The 16,449-nt window shown below is 35.6% G+C and carries 15 protein-coding genes; 9 read left to right on the top strand and 6 right to left on the bottom strand.

Features of this window, described 5'->3' with window-relative positions; translation table 11 throughout:
• Positions 1 to 263: 263 nt before the first annotated feature.
• The 3 genes from A9C19_RS12205 to A9C19_RS12185 all read right to left on the bottom strand — a co-directional run bounded on the left by A9C19_RS12205 (position 264) and on the right by A9C19_RS12185 (position 4,158).
• On the bottom strand, positions 264 to 452 hold the full coding sequence (locus A9C19_RS12205) for a hypothetical protein (protein WP_233499167.1): 189 nt from the start codon (positions 450 to 452) through the stop codon (positions 264 to 266).
• Between the two features lie 386 nt (positions 453 to 838).
• Positions 839 to 1,213, bottom strand: coding sequence for a hypothetical protein (locus tag A9C19_RS12195; RefSeq protein WP_072580201.1), 375 nt, complete (start codon positions 1,211 to 1,213; stop codon positions 839 to 841).
• A 1,424-nt stretch (positions 1,214 to 2,637) separates the two neighbouring features.
• The gene (locus A9C19_RS12185; RefSeq protein WP_072580200.1) at positions 2,638 to 4,158 is read right to left on the bottom strand and encodes a glycine betaine uptake BCCT transporter; all 1,521 of its coding nucleotides are present in this window, start codon (positions 4,156 to 4,158) and stop codon (positions 2,638 to 2,640) included.
• 363 nt (positions 4,159 to 4,521) lie between these two features.
• On the opposite strand from A9C19_RS12185, the gene A9C19_RS12180 reads away from it, so the two are divergent.
• From A9C19_RS12180 to A9C19_RS12170, 3 genes are all read left to right on the top strand, one after another.
• Positions 4,522 to 6,267, top strand: a complete 1,746-nt coding sequence (locus A9C19_RS12180) for a tetratricopeptide repeat protein (protein ID WP_072580199.1) — start codon at positions 4,522 to 4,524, stop codon at positions 6,265 to 6,267.
• Between the two features lie 197 nt (positions 6,268 to 6,464).
• The gene (locus tag A9C19_RS12175; RefSeq protein ID WP_072580198.1) at positions 6,465 to 6,923 is read left to right on the top strand and encodes a hypothetical protein; all 459 of its coding nucleotides are present in this window, start codon (positions 6,465 to 6,467) and stop codon (positions 6,921 to 6,923) included.
• A gap of 307 nt (positions 6,924 to 7,230) precedes the next feature.
• A complete protein-coding gene (locus A9C19_RS12170) occupies positions 7,231 to 7,371 on the top strand; it encodes a GapA-binding peptide SR1P (protein ID WP_072580197.1) in 141 nt (46 codons plus the stop codon).
• Positions 7,372 to 7,523: 152 nt separating this feature from the next.
• Here the strand turns inward: A9C19_RS12170 and A9C19_RS12165 are convergent, their stop codons facing one another.
• Positions 7,524 to 8,996 (bottom strand): aminotransferase class I/II-fold pyridoxal phosphate-dependent enzyme, encoded by a 1,473-nt coding sequence (locus tag A9C19_RS12165; RefSeq protein ID WP_072580196.1) that lies wholly within the window; start codon positions 8,994 to 8,996, stop codon positions 7,524 to 7,526.
• A gap of 399 nt (positions 8,997 to 9,395) precedes the next feature.
• On the opposite strand from A9C19_RS12165, the gene A9C19_RS12160 reads away from it, so the two are divergent.
• Both A9C19_RS12160 and A9C19_RS12155 read left to right on the top strand, forming a co-directional pair.
• Complete coding sequence (locus A9C19_RS12160; RefSeq protein ID WP_072580195.1) at positions 9,396 to 10,355, top strand: NAD(P)H-dependent flavin oxidoreductase; 960 nt, start codon at positions 9,396 to 9,398, stop codon at positions 10,353 to 10,355.
• Between the two features lie 87 nt (positions 10,356 to 10,442).
• Complete coding sequence (locus tag A9C19_RS12155) at positions 10,443 to 10,736, top strand: UPF0223 family protein (protein ID WP_072580194.1); 294 nt, start codon at positions 10,443 to 10,445, stop codon at positions 10,734 to 10,736.
• 123 nt (positions 10,737 to 10,859) lie between these two features.
• Here A9C19_RS12155 and A9C19_RS12150 read toward each other — a convergent pair whose 3' ends face one another.
• The gene (locus tag A9C19_RS12150) at positions 10,860 to 11,477 is read right to left on the bottom strand and encodes a YktB family protein (RefSeq protein WP_072580193.1); all 618 of its coding nucleotides are present in this window, start codon (positions 11,475 to 11,477) and stop codon (positions 10,860 to 10,862) included.
• 729 nt (positions 11,478 to 12,206) lie between these two features.
• On the opposite strand from A9C19_RS12150, the gene A9C19_RS12145 reads away from it, so the two are divergent.
• The 3 genes from A9C19_RS12145 (at position 12,207) to A9C19_RS12135 (ending at position 13,792) form a co-directional block, all read left to right on the top strand.
• Positions 12,207 to 12,395 carry a hypothetical protein gene (locus tag A9C19_RS12145; protein WP_072580192.1) on the top strand — a complete coding sequence of 63 codons (189 nt, stop codon included), beginning with the start codon at positions 12,207 to 12,209 and terminating at the stop codon, positions 12,393 to 12,395.
• Positions 12,396 to 12,536: 141 nt separating this feature from the next.
• On the top strand, positions 12,537 to 13,328 hold the full coding sequence (locus A9C19_RS12140) for an inositol monophosphatase family protein (RefSeq protein ID WP_072580191.1): 792 nt from the start codon (positions 12,537 to 12,539) through the stop codon (positions 13,326 to 13,328).
• 95 nt (positions 13,329 to 13,423) lie between these two features.
• Entirely contained in the window at positions 13,424 to 13,792 is a 369-nt protein-coding gene (locus tag A9C19_RS12135) for a GNAT family N-acetyltransferase (protein ID WP_145925793.1), read from the top strand.
• 346 nt (positions 13,793 to 14,138) lie between these two features.
• Here A9C19_RS12135 and A9C19_RS12130 read toward each other — a convergent pair whose 3' ends face one another.
• Complete coding sequence (locus A9C19_RS12130; RefSeq protein ID WP_072580190.1) at positions 14,139 to 14,324, bottom strand: YlaF family protein; 186 nt, start codon at positions 14,322 to 14,324, stop codon at positions 14,139 to 14,141.
• 228 nt (positions 14,325 to 14,552) lie between these two features.
• Between A9C19_RS12130 and typA the strand changes: the two genes are divergently transcribed.
• Entirely contained in the window at positions 14,553 to 16,394 is a 1,842-nt protein-coding gene (gene typA, locus A9C19_RS12125) for a translational GTPase TypA (protein ID WP_072580189.1), read from the top strand.
• Positions 16,395 to 16,449 lie beyond the last annotated feature (55 nt).

Here is a 16,449-nt window from a genome sequence, read left to right as displayed (position 1 = left end):
TTGCAAGCGAGCAAGCATACGAGGAGGCTTTCGGACCTCCAGCGGAAAGCGAATGCTTGTAACGAAAATCAATCACTATGTGCAATCAGAGCCTATGAGAAAAAGGCGTTGACTGTTTGCACATATAAACTCATCTAATTCCTCATCGTACTCCATATTTTCTACACGTTCGATTTTCTTTTTCCAGTTTCTTTTGTGTTCTTGATCAAATGTATTATATTTTATGTACGTTGTTCGTCCTTCTCTTTCTAAAAAGTCATAGTTTACTCGCTACCATAGCCAGAATCGGCAATTATTTTTTCTGGTTTCACTCCGTGCTCCCTCAGGTGTTGAAGATGAGGGATTAAGCAGCCTGGATCACATGCTCTTTGATGTAGTGAGACACCTATAATAAACTGACCTTCTGTTCCTGTTTGTACATTATATCCTGGTTTTAATTGCCCATTTCGCATATGATCTTCCTTCAGTCTCATAAAGGTCGCATCAGTATCTGTTTGCGAAGAACTGTTTTTTCCATTGAATAGTCGATTTTATTTTTCATATTTTACCTTTCGAGGAAGATAGTCTTTTTTAGTAATCGAACAACTTTTTTCGCCTCTTTATTTTTGGGTTCTGTTTCTAAATGTTTTTCTAACTTTTTAATACTGTGTTCAATCTGTTCTGAAGTAATCGGTGTTTCTTTCAGCTTTTCTTCTAGCCCCGCGGAAAGCAAGTTTCTGGAGCGCAATGGAACGTCCCGGTTTTTACGTTAACTGAATTAAAAAGATAAAAGTATGAAAAGAGGCTAACCCAAGGTCTAAAATCTAGACTTTTAGGTCAGCCTCTTTAATAAAGGGTGCTATTGAGTAAGAATTGTTTTTATAGGTTCTATTATATCGTCTTTAGAAGAAACAGAACCTTCTATATGGACTAAAACTTCTTGTTGTTCAACGACAAGTAGGCATGGATACGTGTCTACATTGTACTCCTTATTATGGTGCTTTCCTGATATGATCTCCATTTTCTTGAAATCCTCTGGAAATTCCCTTTTAATATCTAGTAATGCATCATAGTAAACTGCTTCACGATCAATATTTTCATCATCAGAAAAAAATAGAAGTTGTTTTTCTTGAGTAATACGTTCATTGGCGGATGGCGTTGAAAAATGAATAGTATCACATGAAGAAAGAATGACTACTGGTATGATGAAGGCAATGAGTATTGTTCTTTTCATCCTTGCCCACCTCTTTTAGTATAGTTTCATATATATGTATTCAAGAGTTTAAATGCCTGAAAGTGGATCTCTATGATGAAGTGTTAGAAAAAGACCGTTATCGTTAAATTATAATCATTCAGCCTTATATATTGTATTAATTTTATCATACAACATGTAATTTCTAGCAATTGTCATCTAAATGTTACATAAATGAAAAATACATAAAATGGGTGCGAGGACAGGTGGCTCACAGCCCATCCTATGAAAAAAGCAGTTGATTTTTCCCCTGCGTCTGCTGCTAGCCTGTAGCGAATATAAAGGCAACTTTATGTTTAAGAAAATTGCCTATGTTTTTGATGAAAGATTTGTACAGCTTGTGCATAAGATAGAACGGGATATAAGTCAAAGGGGGATGAACATTGAAAATACCATGGTTATTAGCTTTCTCTGTTCATATAATGTTGTGGATTTCCTATTCATGGATTGATTTTTTGTCTAAAAAGGATGGACTATTAGCTAAGTCTATTTTATTACTTTTGTTTTTTTATTTGTCCTATTTGTTTGCCCTGCGATTTCTTAAGAAGAGAAAAGTTGCGTTATTTTCCTCACTTTTCACCTTTGTTTGTTTTTATTGTATTCATAATGTTTAGGCACTATTAAGTCTAGTTGTAGATTTCCGTTACAGCTATCTATATTCCGCGATGAGAATAGTGACCCCAAAAAAACTACTGACCACTTCAAATGCATTTCTTCCTAGAGCTGTCTCGGAGCCTTCTCGTAAGCTACGCCTGCAGGGGAAGCCTTTGACACGCTTCCCGCAGGATTCTCCTGCCTTCGATTCCAATCAACAAAGAGAAGCATCAACCCTAAATTTTACTTAATGAATGTTATCATTTTGAGGCTTACAGGCACATGGTTTTAGAAACTAGAAAAAGGAGTACCTCCCCCGAAAAGTCGAAAATAGTACGTGACTAAAACAAAACAAACTAATTAACGACTGGAGGAAGACTCCATATGCCTAGTTAAAAAATCGAGCTCTTTTATTAGAGTTTGTTGCCTTTTAAATATGAACGAAAATGACGTTAGGTTGAATGAAGTGCGATACTCCTGCGGGAGGAGTGGGACAGGTGAGACCTTATAGGTGTTTACGCCGAGGTGGCTCACCGCCTCACCACGAAAAAGCGAGCAACTAAAGCTGAGTTCAACCAGATCTAAATTTTGAAGATCTATGTTTCTTTAAAATAAGCATTTATGAGATTGATTCAACGGTCAATTTATAAAAAAATGAACTAATTAGTTTGCTTTTCCAGCACTTTGTTTCAATTTCTAGTTAATATGCAGGTTGATGAATGGAATATAACACACTACAATGGAATTCACCCGACGACAACAAATTTTTAAAATGCAGCCATAAAAAAAGAAAAGAGAATAAATCCTCTTTTCTACTTAGCTTTACTGGTTTTTTTCTCTTCAGATAGTGATTTTAACAAGGAGAAAACCATCATAATCATAATGACAGCAAAAGGAAGAGCTGCAATGATTGCTGAGGTTTGTAAGGCACCGAGTCCACCAGACCATAAAAGAATGGCAGCTGCGGAGGATTGAATAATTCCCCAAATGAATTTTATCCGATTTGGAGGGTTTAAATCCCCATTCGTTGTTTGCATACCTAATACAAATGTTGCAGAATCCGCTGATGTAATGAAAAATGTGCTAATAAGGAATATAGCTAGGATAGACATGACTGTACCTAGTGGAAAAAAATCTAATACGGCAAATAAAGCGACTTCTTTCCCTTGTTCATTAACAATATCGACAATAGGTGCGTTCTGTAAATAGTCTAAAAAGATAGCGGATCCACCAAAAACAGAGAACCATAAAGCTCCGAACACAGTTGGTACAGCTAATACGCCAATAACGAACTCTCTAATTGTCCGACCTCTAGAAATACGTGCGATAAATGTACCTACGAATGGAGCCCAAGAAATCCACCAAGCCCAATAGAAGATTGTCCAATCCTGTACCCAGGTATTATCTCTTTGAAAGGGGGTCATCTTAAAGCTCATGGAAGGTAGATTTTGTAGGTAACTACCTAATGTTGTTGTAAAGAGGTCCATGATAAAGTTGGTAGGACCTGCAAAAAGTAAAAACAACATGAGAGAGATGGCCAAAATCACATTTAAGTTACTTAAGTATTTTATTCCTTTATTTAAGCCTGTCTGAGCAGATAGCATAAACAATACAGTTACAATAAGAATAATAATGATTTGTGTAGTGAAATTGTTCTCAACTCCATCAACTAAGTAAGAAATTCCTCCACTAATTTGTGCCGCTCCAAAACCTAAGGAAGTGGCTACACCGAATACAGTTGCAAAAACAGCAATAAAATTAATAAGTATTCCTGTTTTTCCATCAACTCTATCACCTAATATTGGTCTGAGAATGTTACTCATTACACCATTCTGTTCTTTTCTAAAAGTGAAATAAGCAAGTGCTAGCGCAATTGTAGAATAAATTGCCCACGGATGTAATCCCCAGTGGAAAAAAGAATAGCGTAATGCATCTCGACCAGCTTGATCTGTAAATCCTTCCCCTGTTGGTGGGCCACTATAATGGAAAATTGGTTCAGAAACTCCCCAAAAAACTAGACCTATTCCCATACCTGCGCTAAATAGCATAGCAAACCATGATAGGTAAGAATATTCTGGTTCATCTGTATCCTTTCCTAACTTAATGTTTCCATATTTTGAAAATATTAAGCTGATAGCAAAAATTAAAAAGAATGTGGCTGTTAATAAATAAAACCAGCCAAATTTTTCAATGATAAAGCTCTGGATATTTGTGGTAACGACATTGATGTTTCCATTCGGTAGCATCCTTTCAGGAATAAGTCCCCAGATAATAAAAAGAGATGTGACAATAACAGATAGTATAAATACAGGGGTTACTTTCTTTGTATTCATATTGTAGATCTTGTTCCTCCTTTATATCTTTCATATTTAATCTTTCTCTAAAAATGTGCACATGAAAATAATTCTAACGATCCTCCTCTATATAGTGAAGCATAGTGGCTTAAACTATACGACCTTTTTTACTATTCTTTTTTTACCACTTGGCCTGATTTGAGAAAATTGAGTCAAATGTGTAAAGAGTTTTTGTTCTAAGTGATTATTTCCCATTCAGTTTATATCCTCAGTCAATTTGTACGTAGACGAATTCATACTATTTATCGTTTTAAAGCACTTCTTTTCCTTTTTTTCATAAATTATCACTGTGTTTTTAGAAAAGAATCAATTCATATTTTTGATTGGAGGTCAGCTAGGTACATGGGAGAAAATAAGAAGAGAAAAAAAGAAATAGATAAAACACTTGAAGAAAATGAAGATGATCTTGAACCGTTTGATGTGGCTCTTGAATTATACTATCGCTCCATTAAAGGGGAGAAAACGGCAAGTAAAGCGCATACTCTTTTTAAGTCACTTCTAGAAGAAGATCCGTCAAACACAGAAGTAATGGCATATTTAGGGGCCGTTAAGATGATGCTTGCTAGAGATGAAGTAGATTTAAGAGAAAAAGGAAAATATGCGAATGAAGGGTTAAAGATGATGGATGTAGCAGTGTTAAAAGATCCGACGAATCCATTAATCAGAATGCTAAGAGCGAATGTAGCGATAAATCTACCAGAAAATCGATTTAGAAGGACTCAAACCGCAATAGAAGACTTTGAGTATATGATATCAGTGCATTCAGAGAACCCAAGTGCTATCCCATCATCATTACTCATAGATGTAATGAAGGGATTAGTGAAAGCATACGAAAGAGTAAATAAACTAGATATGGCAAGAGCATATGCGGAAAAAGTAAAAGAGAAAGATCCTGATTATCAACTCCCTGCTTTAAATAATAGTGACCAAAATAAAGGGAAGACAGTAGATATCAATGAACTACCATCTACCAATCCTACTTTAGTAGAATACTATAAACAAGCAGTTCATGGAGATGAAGTGGCTCTATATCATGCACTAAATGAATTAAATGCGATTCAAAAGCAAAAGCACGAAAACCCAATTATTCAAGCGTACATGACTCATTGTTTAGCAATGAAAGTAGCAAATCAAGCAACGGGTTATGTAGAACTATTTATGACGGCTATTAAAACATCTCAAACCTTAGATCAGTTGGTGAGTGAATACCCAGAGCTTTATGAAATTCGCATGATAAGAGCATTACAAAGCTATAGGTTACCTGAGTTCTTCTTCTTCCGAACGTCAACTGCAGCAAGGGATTTTCAATACTTAGCGACGCAATATGAAAAAGACTATCGAATCTTTTCTGTTTCTCAGTATGAGGAAATTCTCTTACTATTAGGAAAGAGCTTAGTGACTCTTAATATGGTCGAAGAAGCTGTAGAGAGCTGGAATAAACTACTTCAGCTATCAACAGAATCATCGACTAAAAAAGAAGCGAAAGAACTTGTTGACGCCTTTACAAGTGAAGATTTCCACGTATCCACCACTTCAGATGTAAAAGAATTATATGAAAAAGGGAAAATAATTCATCGATTTGGCGTATTAGGTAATAAAAAGGCTGCAAAGCAATCTGTTGAAATATGGGAATTAGCTACAAAAGCAAACCCTACATGTGCAATTGCCAAATTTTATTATGCTGCCTCTCTAACATTGTTAGGAAAATTCAATGAGGATCCGAATGATTTATTTAGCCAAACAATAAAAGGTCTAAAGAAGTTGGCTACTGCATTACCGAAGAATAACTTTGAGCTTATTGATTTGTATATTAAAAGAGCATATATTGAGTTTCAATTACCTGACAGCTTTTTCCACAACAATGACAAAATCATTGAAGATTTTGAAATGATTTGTGCTCTCTATAGAGAGCATGAAGGGAAAATAAAACTTTCAAAGCATAAATACCTGAAAATTTTAGCAGATCTTGGAACTGTTTATGAAAGAAAACATTTCGTTCATAAAGCGAAGGAAGTGTGGGAAATCCTGAAAAAAGAAGATGAAGAGATGATCTATCAAGTATTTCTTCAAATGAAAGGCGTTAAGTAGACGTTTTGTAGGGCTTATATTCAACATGTGAATGGAGAGAAATGTTTAAGATAGTTGATTTAACCATGTATTTTACCTTTAAATCATATTGTGTCTTCTTAACGGAAAGATAAATTCCTTTAATTTAGTAATTAGGAAGCTGTGAATTGGCAATAGGAACATCACATAATCGAAAAAAGATAATGGAGTGATGAGTAATGACTGCAAGTTGGAATGAACGTTTTCAGGAAGCGATTAATACTTACCATAAGGCTGTAAAAGGAAATCGTAAAGCTTCACAAGAGGCTTATGAGCGCCTAAAGGAACTTAGTAAAGAGAATCAAAATAATGTTGAGGCACTAGCTTATTATGCCAGTGCTACCGCCTTACTAGCGAGAGATACACCAATACCTAAAGATAAGAAGAAGTATGCTTTAGAGGGACTTTCTTTATTAGATCAGGCTGTTACTAAAGAGCCTACGAACATTACTGTTCGTATTTTAAGAGGTAATGTATGTCTAAGAATGCCTGAATCAGTTTTTCATAGAACAGCTACTACAATAGAAGATTTTGAATACCTAATCGAAAGCTATAAAAAGGATTCAAGTATCCTCTCGAAAGCGACGTATGATTCGATATTAAAGGATTTAGAAACAGCAAAGAAACGTGTGAAATAATCCTCTTCCTCATGCTTTCTGCCGCATATCATGAAGATGACATGATATGCGGCTTTATTAATGTAAGGAGCATGAGGGTTACGTTTAAAAGTAGTAAAAGTAAAATGAAATTTAAGAAAAGAGCCTTACATAAAGATGTGTAAGAGAGTAATTAAGATGAAAAATGGATAAAAAAATTAAATGTGTTATACAATATAACACTTGACGAATTAAATGTGACATATTAATATAAAGATAACAAATGTAAAACGCTTTCAAATGTGGGAGACTTTGAGAGTGCTATTCTTGATTGAAAAGGGGTATGAAGATGGGAACAATCATTTGTCAACACTGCAACTCTACTATTGGTCATATTGAAGGGGAAAAAGTGACAACACTTTATGGTCAATGTAATCATCATAACTGTGGTGATCAAAAGCAATCAAGAGTATCTGTTAAAGTTAAATAAGGGGTTATCATAGAAGGAAAGCATAGGGGATTGAAGCGCTCAAGCTATAAATGGCATTGAGTGCTTTTCTTATTTTTTCTAGGTAAGCAAAACTTAGGTAAAGGAAGAAAGTGGATGTAAGCTTTTAGCTTCATCCACTTTCTTAAGTTAGCTTATCGTATGGCCTTATGTTCCTTAATGACACGAATTTGATTTAAGGAAGGATCTTCTGGTCCTTGAACTGGGAGTCCAACTTCAAGGTTCTTTTTGATATACACTAAATTATCCTTTGTTATGATTTCACCCGGAATAAAAATTGGAATACCAGGTGGGTATACCATAACAAATTCAGCAATTATTCGTCCTTCAGATTCTTCAAAAGGAATAATTTCTGTTTCTGCATAAAATGCATCTCGAGGTGTAAGAGCTAATACGGGAATATCTGGCAAATATATTCTCTCTTTATTATCAATCACACTTTCTGAGGTTATGTTACTTGATAATTCTTGAAGTGCATGAACCAGCGTGTCAACATCTTGCTTCGTATCTCCTGGAGTGATGATGCATAATATATTGTAGAGATCTGATAGCTCAACTTCAATTGAGTACTTTTCTCTTAACCAATTTTCTACATCGTAGCCCGTAATTCCTAATTCATATACAGGGATAATAAGCTTAGTAGGATCAAAATCAAAGGTTGCTTTTGTCCCTAGAATTTCTTTACCTATACAATGAAGTTTAGGAATTCCATTAATTCTATTTCTCGTTTCATTAGCAAGTGTAATTGTTTTTTCAATTAACTCTTTGCCCTCTGTTGCTAGGCGTTTGCGAGCAACATCTAAGGACGCTAATAATAAGTAAGAGGTTGAAGTTGTTGTCATCATGCTCAATATAGATTGAACGCGTTGAGGTGATACGAGACCTTCTCTAACATTTAATACTGAGCTTTGAGTCATAGATCCACCAAGCTTATGTACACTAGTAGCTGCCATATCAGCACCTGCTTGCATTGCGCTTAGTGGAAGATCTTCATGGAAGTGTATGTGTACTCCATGTGCTTCATCTACCAATACTGGAACTGAGTAAGAGTGGGCAATTTCAACAATTCTCTTCAGGTCAGCAGAGATACCAAAGTATGTAGGATTAATAACAAGTACACCCTTTGCATCTGGGTGCTGCATTAAAGCCTTCTCAACTGCATCGTTTGTAATGCCATGAGAAATTCCTAATTTTTTATCAATTTCTGGATGAATGAAAATCGGGGTTGCTCCTGAGAATACAATGGCAGACATGACAGATTTATGAACGTTACGAGGGACAATAATCTTGTCTCCAGGTCCGCATACAGCCATTACCATCGTCATAATAGCGCCACTAGTTCCTTGTACAGAGAAAAATGTGTGATCAGCACCGAAGGCTTCTGCTGCCAATTCCTGTGCCTTTTTTATCATTCCTTTAGGTGCATGTAAATCATCTAAAGGTCCGATATTTATTAAATCAATTGATAATGCATTGTCCCCGATAAAATTTCTAAATTCAGGGTCTATTCCTGCGCCTTTTTTATGACCAGGAATGTGAAATTGTATAGGATTTTTTTTCGCATGCTCAATCAATCCTGTGAATAATGGTGTTTCATTTTGTAACAATTTACTTCCCACCTTCTTTTTCAAAAAATAAATATTTAGGTAAAATACGGATTTGATGCCAATCAGTTTTTACTTGTTTTCATTTTCATTTCAACCATGCAACCCGATTAATTATAGTTCTTCTTAGAAGTACGTGTGGAAAAGATCAAGATTTGCATGCGTGTCGAACTTTGTATATTTATTAAAACAAATGAATTATACCTTTATAGAGAATATGAGTCAATAAAAAGTGTGATTTATAGTAGGAGTTTCACAAGCTATGGTGCACCTTCATTTAGGGCTATGTGAGTCAATTAGTTTAGGTGAGAATACTAATAGTGTTTACTTTAAAGCGTTTCCTATTTATAAAGAGGATATTCTGTAAGAGGAGAGAATAACAAATGATAGGGGGAGTGAGAGATGGACTGGAAAACACGTGTAACGGAATTATTGTCAATTAAGTATCCAATTATTCAAGGTGGGTTAGCTTACTTAGCATATGCCGAACTTGCAGCAGCTGTTTCAAATGCTGGAGGATTAGGACAAATTACAGCTATGTCATTAAGATCTGCTAATGCGTTAAGAGGTGAGATTAGGAAGATTAGAACGATGACAAATCGACCATTTGGTGTTAATTTTGCAATAGGTCAGCACGGCAGAGGATATGAAGATTTAGTTAGGGTAGCCATTGATGAAGAAGTACCTGTTATTTCGATGACTGGAGGTAATCCAGCACCTATATTTGAGTTACTTAAAGGGACAAATAGTAAAAAACTTGTTTTAGTAGCAGCCAAAAGACAAGCGGTTAAAGCGGAGGCCTTAGGAGCAGATGCGGTGATGGTTGTTGGTCAAGAAGGTGGAGGACACTTAGGTAGACATGATATTGGTACAATGGTATTAGTACCTCAAGTAGTTGATTCTGTTTCGATCCCAGTCATTGCATCGGGCGGAATTGGCGATGGCAGAGGGTTAATGGCTGCCTTAAGTTTAGGGGCAGAAGGTATTGAAATGGGTACAAGATTCATTGCGACAAAGGAGTGCATCCATGCTCATGAAACATATAAATCAGCGTTAGTAAATGGGGATGAAAATAGTACAGTCGTGATTAAGAAGATGATCGGTGCTCCAGCACGTGCGATTTCAAATAAGTGGACTGAAAAAATTTTAGAAATAGAAAGAAACGGTGGAGGGTATGATGAACTAAAAGATTATATTAGTGGAAGCGCTAATAAAAAGTACATATATGATGGAAATATGGATGATGGCTTTGCGTGGGCAGGTCAAGTGATGGGGTTAATTAAAGATATACCAACCGTTCAAGACCTTTTTAGTAACATTGTTAATGACGCAGAAGGAATAAGAAGAAAATGGAGTAAGTAGTGTAGTAGATGCTTGCAATTAAACATCGACGTGTATAAAATAACGAAATAAATGAAAGATCTTGTAGTAGGAAAGGATTGTGACAACATGGAATATCAATATCCAATTTCATTAGAATGGAGTACAGAGGAAACGGTTGATGCTATTCAATTTTTTGAATGCATAGAAAAAGCCTATGAAAATGGTATCGACCGTGAGCAATTAATGAAAGTATATCGTCGCTTTAAAGAAATTGTACCGAGTAAAGCAGAAGAAAAAACAATTTGCAGTGAATTTGAAGAAGTAAGCGGTTATTCTGCTTACCGTGTAATGAAAAAAGCGAAGGAAGTAGAATCTGAAAAAATAAAAATGACTGCTCAATCGAAACCGCCCTATAAATAATAGGACGGTTTTTTAATGAGATGAATTTACCATAGTATAGTTATAAGAAAGGTTATACAAATTATAAGATGGTCTGTACTATTTACAATACCTTTGCACATTATCTAAGCCCTATGAGCTCGTTTACTTAAAAGAGAGCTTGTATAATGGTAGTAATGCCTCGTATGTATCACGAATGGTATGATAAAGTTTTTCTCCATCCTTCACAATTGGGTCATTAGCATCAAAGTGTCTACCTATAAGAAACTCCGCTTTTTTAACGTTTTTAAATCGTTCTAAAGAACTCTCCAAGTCTACCTCTTGAATAGGCTTAGCATCCTTCTTTGTGTGATCTAAAGAAATGTAAAATTCTTGGTTTGTAGCTTGCTTAATTAAATCAATATTATCTAGGAAGTTTGTAGCGATTTTTTCCTTGTTCGGTAATTCATAGATAAATGCTAGCCATATGAAGAGGTGGTCATCAAACAAACCTACTTGAAAATGAGGGTGTTGTTTATATCCTCTTTTATTAGCAGCAATGGCGAGCCACGTGTCCTTAGGTGGATTAACCGTTCTTCTTGCGTGCTTAGCTATATGCAAGAACATTTCATTTTGAAGCATGCTAGAAAGATCGTCCGTTAATAATTGTCCTACTTCATTAAATTTAGGTTGAATTCTGCCGCGAATGGCTTCCATTCTTTCATCTAAACCTTCAATAGTGAATGTTTCAAAATCCTGTTGAGTAAATCCTTCAAAATTCATTCTTTAGAGCCTCCAATTGATTTCTTTATTATATAATAATAATTATAATCTACAGGATAGAATTTGACAAATGCATACCTGAATCAATTTCATAAATACTTATTTTAAAGAAACACAGACCTACTTAATTTAGAGACCCTTTAAATTTTGACTATTTTCGTAAACTTGAGGCTATCTTAAATAGTTTTCGTTCAAATAACCTATTTATAAGGAAACAATCTCTTGGAAAGGAGCTCAATTCATTAAGCGATCATAGAAGGTGTTATTTCAGATAATACTGTTTATTATTTATCCGCAAATTTTTAAGCAAAAGATCATGCAACCCAAAAGGAAAAGCCTCAAACAGATCCGAAGAACATGGTCGCAAATGAAAGGAAGAAAAAATGTTAGGTAAACAGTTAAACCTATACCTCAATGTATCATAGGGTTCCCTTAATGATGAACTTGTTACTATAATCGTTCACTGGAAATAGTAAGAAATGAAGAGATAGATTTGAAGAGATAGTGTACTAATCCTATAAAATAAATAGATGTTACGTTTTAAGGTAGGAAACTGGTGGTATAAATTAGGTATATACACAATTTCATACGTTTAGTTCCATCTTAATTTTATTACACATACTATATAAAAAACTAAATAAGATTTACAAAGACTCTTTGAAAGCGATTTGAAAACGAGAACCTAAGACTAATCATACTACGAAAAAGAAAATGAAAGGGGCGGTAAAAGTGAAACAAACATTAAAATCGAGTGGGCAAAAGATTATAAACAATCGTATTGGGGTGTTAAAGTTAGAACTTGATTATGAACTAGCCACCCTTTACGAAGCCATGCAAAAGAAAGATCATAAAAAAAAGCTAGAATGTAAGCAAAAATTAGAAAAATTAAGAAAAGAGTGGATAAAACTTCATGCGTGAAGAGGAGTAAGTAAGTCTACAAACGAACCTCGTTAAGGTTCGTTTTTATCTGCGAATATGCAGTGCTACTTGATTTTCAACAAATTTTTACAGTATCCTTAAAATAGAGTGCGATACATACATAGAAATGAGGTAGCATAAATGACAAACTGGAAGGAAATTGACCAGAAGGCAAAAGAGTGGGTGAAAGAGGCGGGAGAAATTATCAGAAAATCGTTTGATTCAGCCCTATCCATTCAATTTAAGTCCAACCCGAATGATTTAGTTACGAATATGGATAAAGAGATTGAACAGTTTTTAATTAGTAGAATACAAACCACCTATCCTAATCATAGAATTTTAGGTGAGGAAGGCTACGGTGATGATGTAACCGATTTAAAAGGTGTCGTTTGGATTATTGATCCAATTGACGGCACAATGAACTTTGTGCATCAACAGCGAAATTTTGCTATATCTATTGGGATTTACGAAGAAGGAGTAGGATACATAGGCTTAATCTATGATGTTGTTCATGATGAGTTATATCACGCTTTTAAAGGTGAAGGAGCTTATATGAATGATATTCGTTTACCAAAACTTGATTCAGTTCCTATTGAAGAAGCCATAATTGGGATCAGTCCAGTATGGGTTACAGAAAATAAGCGAATCGATCATACAAAGATTATACCTATAGTGAAAAAAGTAAGGGGTACACGCTCATATGGGTCAGCAGCAATGGAATGTGCCTATGTTGCTTCAGGACGTTTAGATGCTTATATGACGATGAGATTAGCTCCATGGGATTTTGCAGCTGGACTAGTCCTTGTAAATGAGGTTGGTGGAAAAGCTACTACTTTAGAGGGAACAGAATTAGATTTATTGTCTAAGAATACGTTTTTTATAGGAGAAAGTTCACTTCATAAGCATTTATTAGAGGAATACATACAAAAGTGAATGTTCTTTCCCACCGACCAATGATAAAGCAGGATCGGGATTTGTTACGATCGCTAATAAAAGAAAGCCCTTCTTGGCAACGAGTAGAGTGTGGAATGAATGAGCTAGAAGCTTATTTACTTTCCTATGAGATGTTTCAAGGCTCTTGGAGAGTTTGGAATTCTCCAAACAATGAGCCGATTGGAATTAGTTATCATCTTGATTGGGCTCCATCAAATGAAAGACCTTGGTTAGGAACGATACTTATTCACCCTAATGAAAGAAATAAAGGGTATGGTAAAAGAATAATTCAACAAATTGGACAAGAGCAACGAATAAATGGACATAAGGCTTTTTATGCGTCAAGCCCTGCCATTTATGATGACTGGTTGAAATTTCTCGGGAAATGTCAGTTTGAACAAGTGAAGCTCGAAACAAATAATAAGAATAACCTGGATTATATTATTTGCGTAAAACCATTATGAATATATTTCTGTGTTATGAATGAAGAAGTCGTGACAAAATGTAATAGTTTTTAAAATACGAACGATTTTCTTTTAGCACGTACGTCACGTACGTTCCATTGGGTCAACTTGCTTTGCTTAACCTCCTACAGGAGTGAAGTGGATTCCGCTTCATTACACTAACAATTAACTAGAGTATGTACAATCCAAAAACTAGGAGGGGAAATAAAAACCCGAACTATATGCGAAGATATTGAGTAAATATCACAAGATAGTTCGGGTTTTCCTTTGAGTGAAATACTTATATCTCAGCCCCTTCATTGTGAGCATGTAGATATGCTTTTTAATTCAGAACAATAATTACACTTTACAAAATCCCATTTTCTCTCATTCGTTTTTTCATGACAAAACCTGTCCCCATTATTGCAATCAAGAAAATGATTGATAAGATGATTCCAATCATACTTCGTTCCCCAACTGAGATCCCTATTCCAATCATACTAATAGCAGCTAAAGAAGCGAGTAAAAGAAAAATCCATTTCCCTTGTTTCATAACTCCAACATCTCCCATCAAAAGACGATATTTATGTTCTTTTATTAGTTTACAGAAAAACATTCCTCTTTTCTAGATTGTTTATGGTATAATATCGAAGGTGAATTTGTATCCTTTAAATCACTCATAGAATGATTGGCATAAGCACCTTCATTCATGAAATAATATTGAGAGCCTAACCATGGCGTTTACGCTTATGTTTTTACTATATATTTAGGAGATGAAATTGTGAAACTTCGAAACGATATTCGCAACATAGCTATTATTGCCCACGTTGACCATGGGAAAACAACTTTGGTTGACCAACTTCTGCACCAATCTGGAACGTTCCGTACTAACGAACAAGTTGCAGAGCGTGCAATGGATTCAAATGATCTTGAGCGTGAGCGTGGTATTACAATCTTAGCAAAAAATACAGCAATTAACTTTAAAGACAAACGCATTAATATCATGGACACTCCTGGACATGCTGACTTCGGGGGAGAAGTTGAGCGTATCATGAAAATGGTTGACGGTGTACTCCTAGTTGTAGATGCATATGAAGGATGTATGCCTCAGACGCGATTTGTTCTTAAGAAAGCACTAGAGCAAAATTTAACACCGATTGTCGTTGTAAACAAAATTGACCGTGATTTTGCTAGACCTTCAGAGGTAGTTGATGAAGTTTTAGATTTATTCATTGAGCTTGATGCAAATGAAGAGCAATTAGAATTCCCTGTAGTGTTTGCTTCAGCAATTAATGGAACAGCTAGTACTAGCCCAAATCCTGCTGATCAAGAGGAAAACATGGAATCATTATTTGAAGCAATTGTCAATCATATTCCTGCTCCAGTTGATAACAAAGAAGAACCACTTCAATTCCAAGTTGCCCTTTTAGACTATAATGACTATGTAGGTCGTATTGGTATTGGACGTGTGTTCCGCGGAACAATGCAAGTAGGACAGCAAGTAGCATTAATGAAAGTCGACGGTTCTATTAAGAACTTCCGTGTAAGTAAAATCTTTGGCTTCCAAGGGTTAAAACGTGTTGAAGTTCAAGAAGCAGTTGCAGGGGATCTTGTAGCAGTTTCCGGTATGGAAGATATCAATGTTGGTGAAACAGTATGTCCTGCTGAACACCAAGAAGCACTACCTATCCTTCGAATTGATGAGCCTACACTACAAATGACTTTTGCTGTTAATAACAGTCCGTTTGCAGGTCGTGAAGGTAAATTTGTAACAGCTCGTAAAATTGAAGAACGTCTATTAGCTCAATTACAAACAGATGTAAGCTTACGAGTAGATCCAACTGATTCTCCTGATGCATGGGTGGTTTCAGGTCGTGGTGAGCTTCACTTATCGATATTAATTGAAAATATGCGTCGTGAAGGTTATGAATTGCAAGTATCGAAGCCAGAAGTTATCGTAAAGGAAATTGACGGTGTTAGATGTGAGCCAATCGAGCGCGTACAAATTGATGTTCCAGAAGAACACACTGGATCTGTTATGGAATCCATTGGTGCTCGTAAAGGTGAAATGTTAGACATGATTAACAATGGTAATGGACAAGTACGTTTGATCTTTAATGTACCTGCTCGCGGATTAATTGGGTATTCTACAGAGTTTATGTCATTAACTCGAGGATTCGGAATTATCAATCATACGTTTGATAGTTACCAACCTATGCAGCCTGGTAAAGTTGGGGGACGTCGTCAAGGTGTGTTAGTTTCTATGGAAAACGGTAAATCAACAACATACGGTATTCAAGGTGTTGAGGACCGCGGGATTATCTTCGTAGAAGCAGGTGTTGATGTTTACGAGGGAATGATCGTAGGAGAGCATACACGTGAAAATGACCTTGTGGTGAATATTTGTAAGATGAAACAACAAACAAATATCCGTTCTGCAACAAAGGATCAAACAAACTCAATGAAAAAACCTAGAATTATGTCATTAGAAGAGGCATTAGAATACTTAAACGATGATGAGTATTGCGAACTTACTCCTGAATCAATCCGTTTAAGAAAGAAAATTCTTGATAAAAACGAACGTGAAAAAGCAGCTAAAAAGAAAAAATTATCAGGAATGTAATGGATTCAGAGAACGAGTAGCGTAAGCACAAGTATCCTTTGGGTACTTGTGTTAC

This window comes from Bacillus weihaiensis, from assembly GCF_001889165.1.
Taxonomy (GTDB): domain Bacteria; phylum Bacillota; class Bacilli; order Bacillales; family Bacillaceae; genus Metabacillus; species Metabacillus weihaiensis.
Note: the sequence above shows the minus strand (reverse complement) of the source record. Positions and strands in the feature narration are given on the sequence as shown.

What these genes read in the sequence shown, in the direction of transcription:
- A9C19_RS12170 (WP_072580197.1), top strand. Translation starts at nt 7,231, where the DNA reads ATGGGAACAATCATTTGTCAACACTGCAACTCTACTATTGGTCATATT.
- A9C19_RS12175 (WP_072580198.1), top strand. Translation starts at nt 6,465, where the DNA reads ATGACTGCAAGTTGGAATGAACGTTTTCAGGAAGCGATTAATACTTAC.
- A9C19_RS12135 (WP_145925793.1), top strand. Translation starts at nt 13,424, where the DNA reads ATGAATGAGCTAGAAGCTTATTTACTTTCCTATGAGATGTTTCAAGGC.
- A9C19_RS12155 (WP_072580194.1), top strand. Translation starts at nt 10,443, where the DNA reads ATGGAATATCAATATCCAATTTCATTAGAATGGAGTACAGAGGAAACG.
- A9C19_RS12195 (WP_072580201.1), bottom strand. Translation starts at nt 1,213, where the DNA reads ATGAAAAGAACAATACTCATTGCCTTCATCATACCAGTAGTCATTCTT.
- A9C19_RS12180 (WP_072580199.1), top strand. Translation starts at nt 4,522, where the DNA reads ATGGGAGAAAATAAGAAGAGAAAAAAAGAAATAGATAAAACACTTGAA.
- A9C19_RS12130 (WP_072580190.1), bottom strand. Translation starts at nt 14,324, where the DNA reads ATGAAACAAGGGAAATGGATTTTTCTTTTACTCGCTTCTTTAGCTGCT.
- A9C19_RS12160 (WP_072580195.1), top strand. Translation starts at nt 9,396, where the DNA reads ATGGACTGGAAAACACGTGTAACGGAATTATTGTCAATTAAGTATCCA.
- A9C19_RS12205 (WP_233499167.1), bottom strand. Translation starts at nt 452, where the DNA reads ATGCGAAATGGGCAATTAAAACCAGGATATAATGTACAAACAGGAACA.
- A9C19_RS12140 (WP_072580191.1), top strand. Translation starts at nt 12,537, where the DNA reads ATGACAAACTGGAAGGAAATTGACCAGAAGGCAAAAGAGTGGGTGAAA.
- A9C19_RS12150 (WP_072580193.1), bottom strand. Translation starts at nt 11,477, where the DNA reads ATGAATTTTGAAGGATTTACTCAACAGGATTTTGAAACATTCACTATT.
- A9C19_RS12185 (WP_072580200.1), bottom strand. Translation starts at nt 4,158, where the DNA reads ATGAATACAAAGAAAGTAACCCCTGTATTTATACTATCTGTTATTGTC.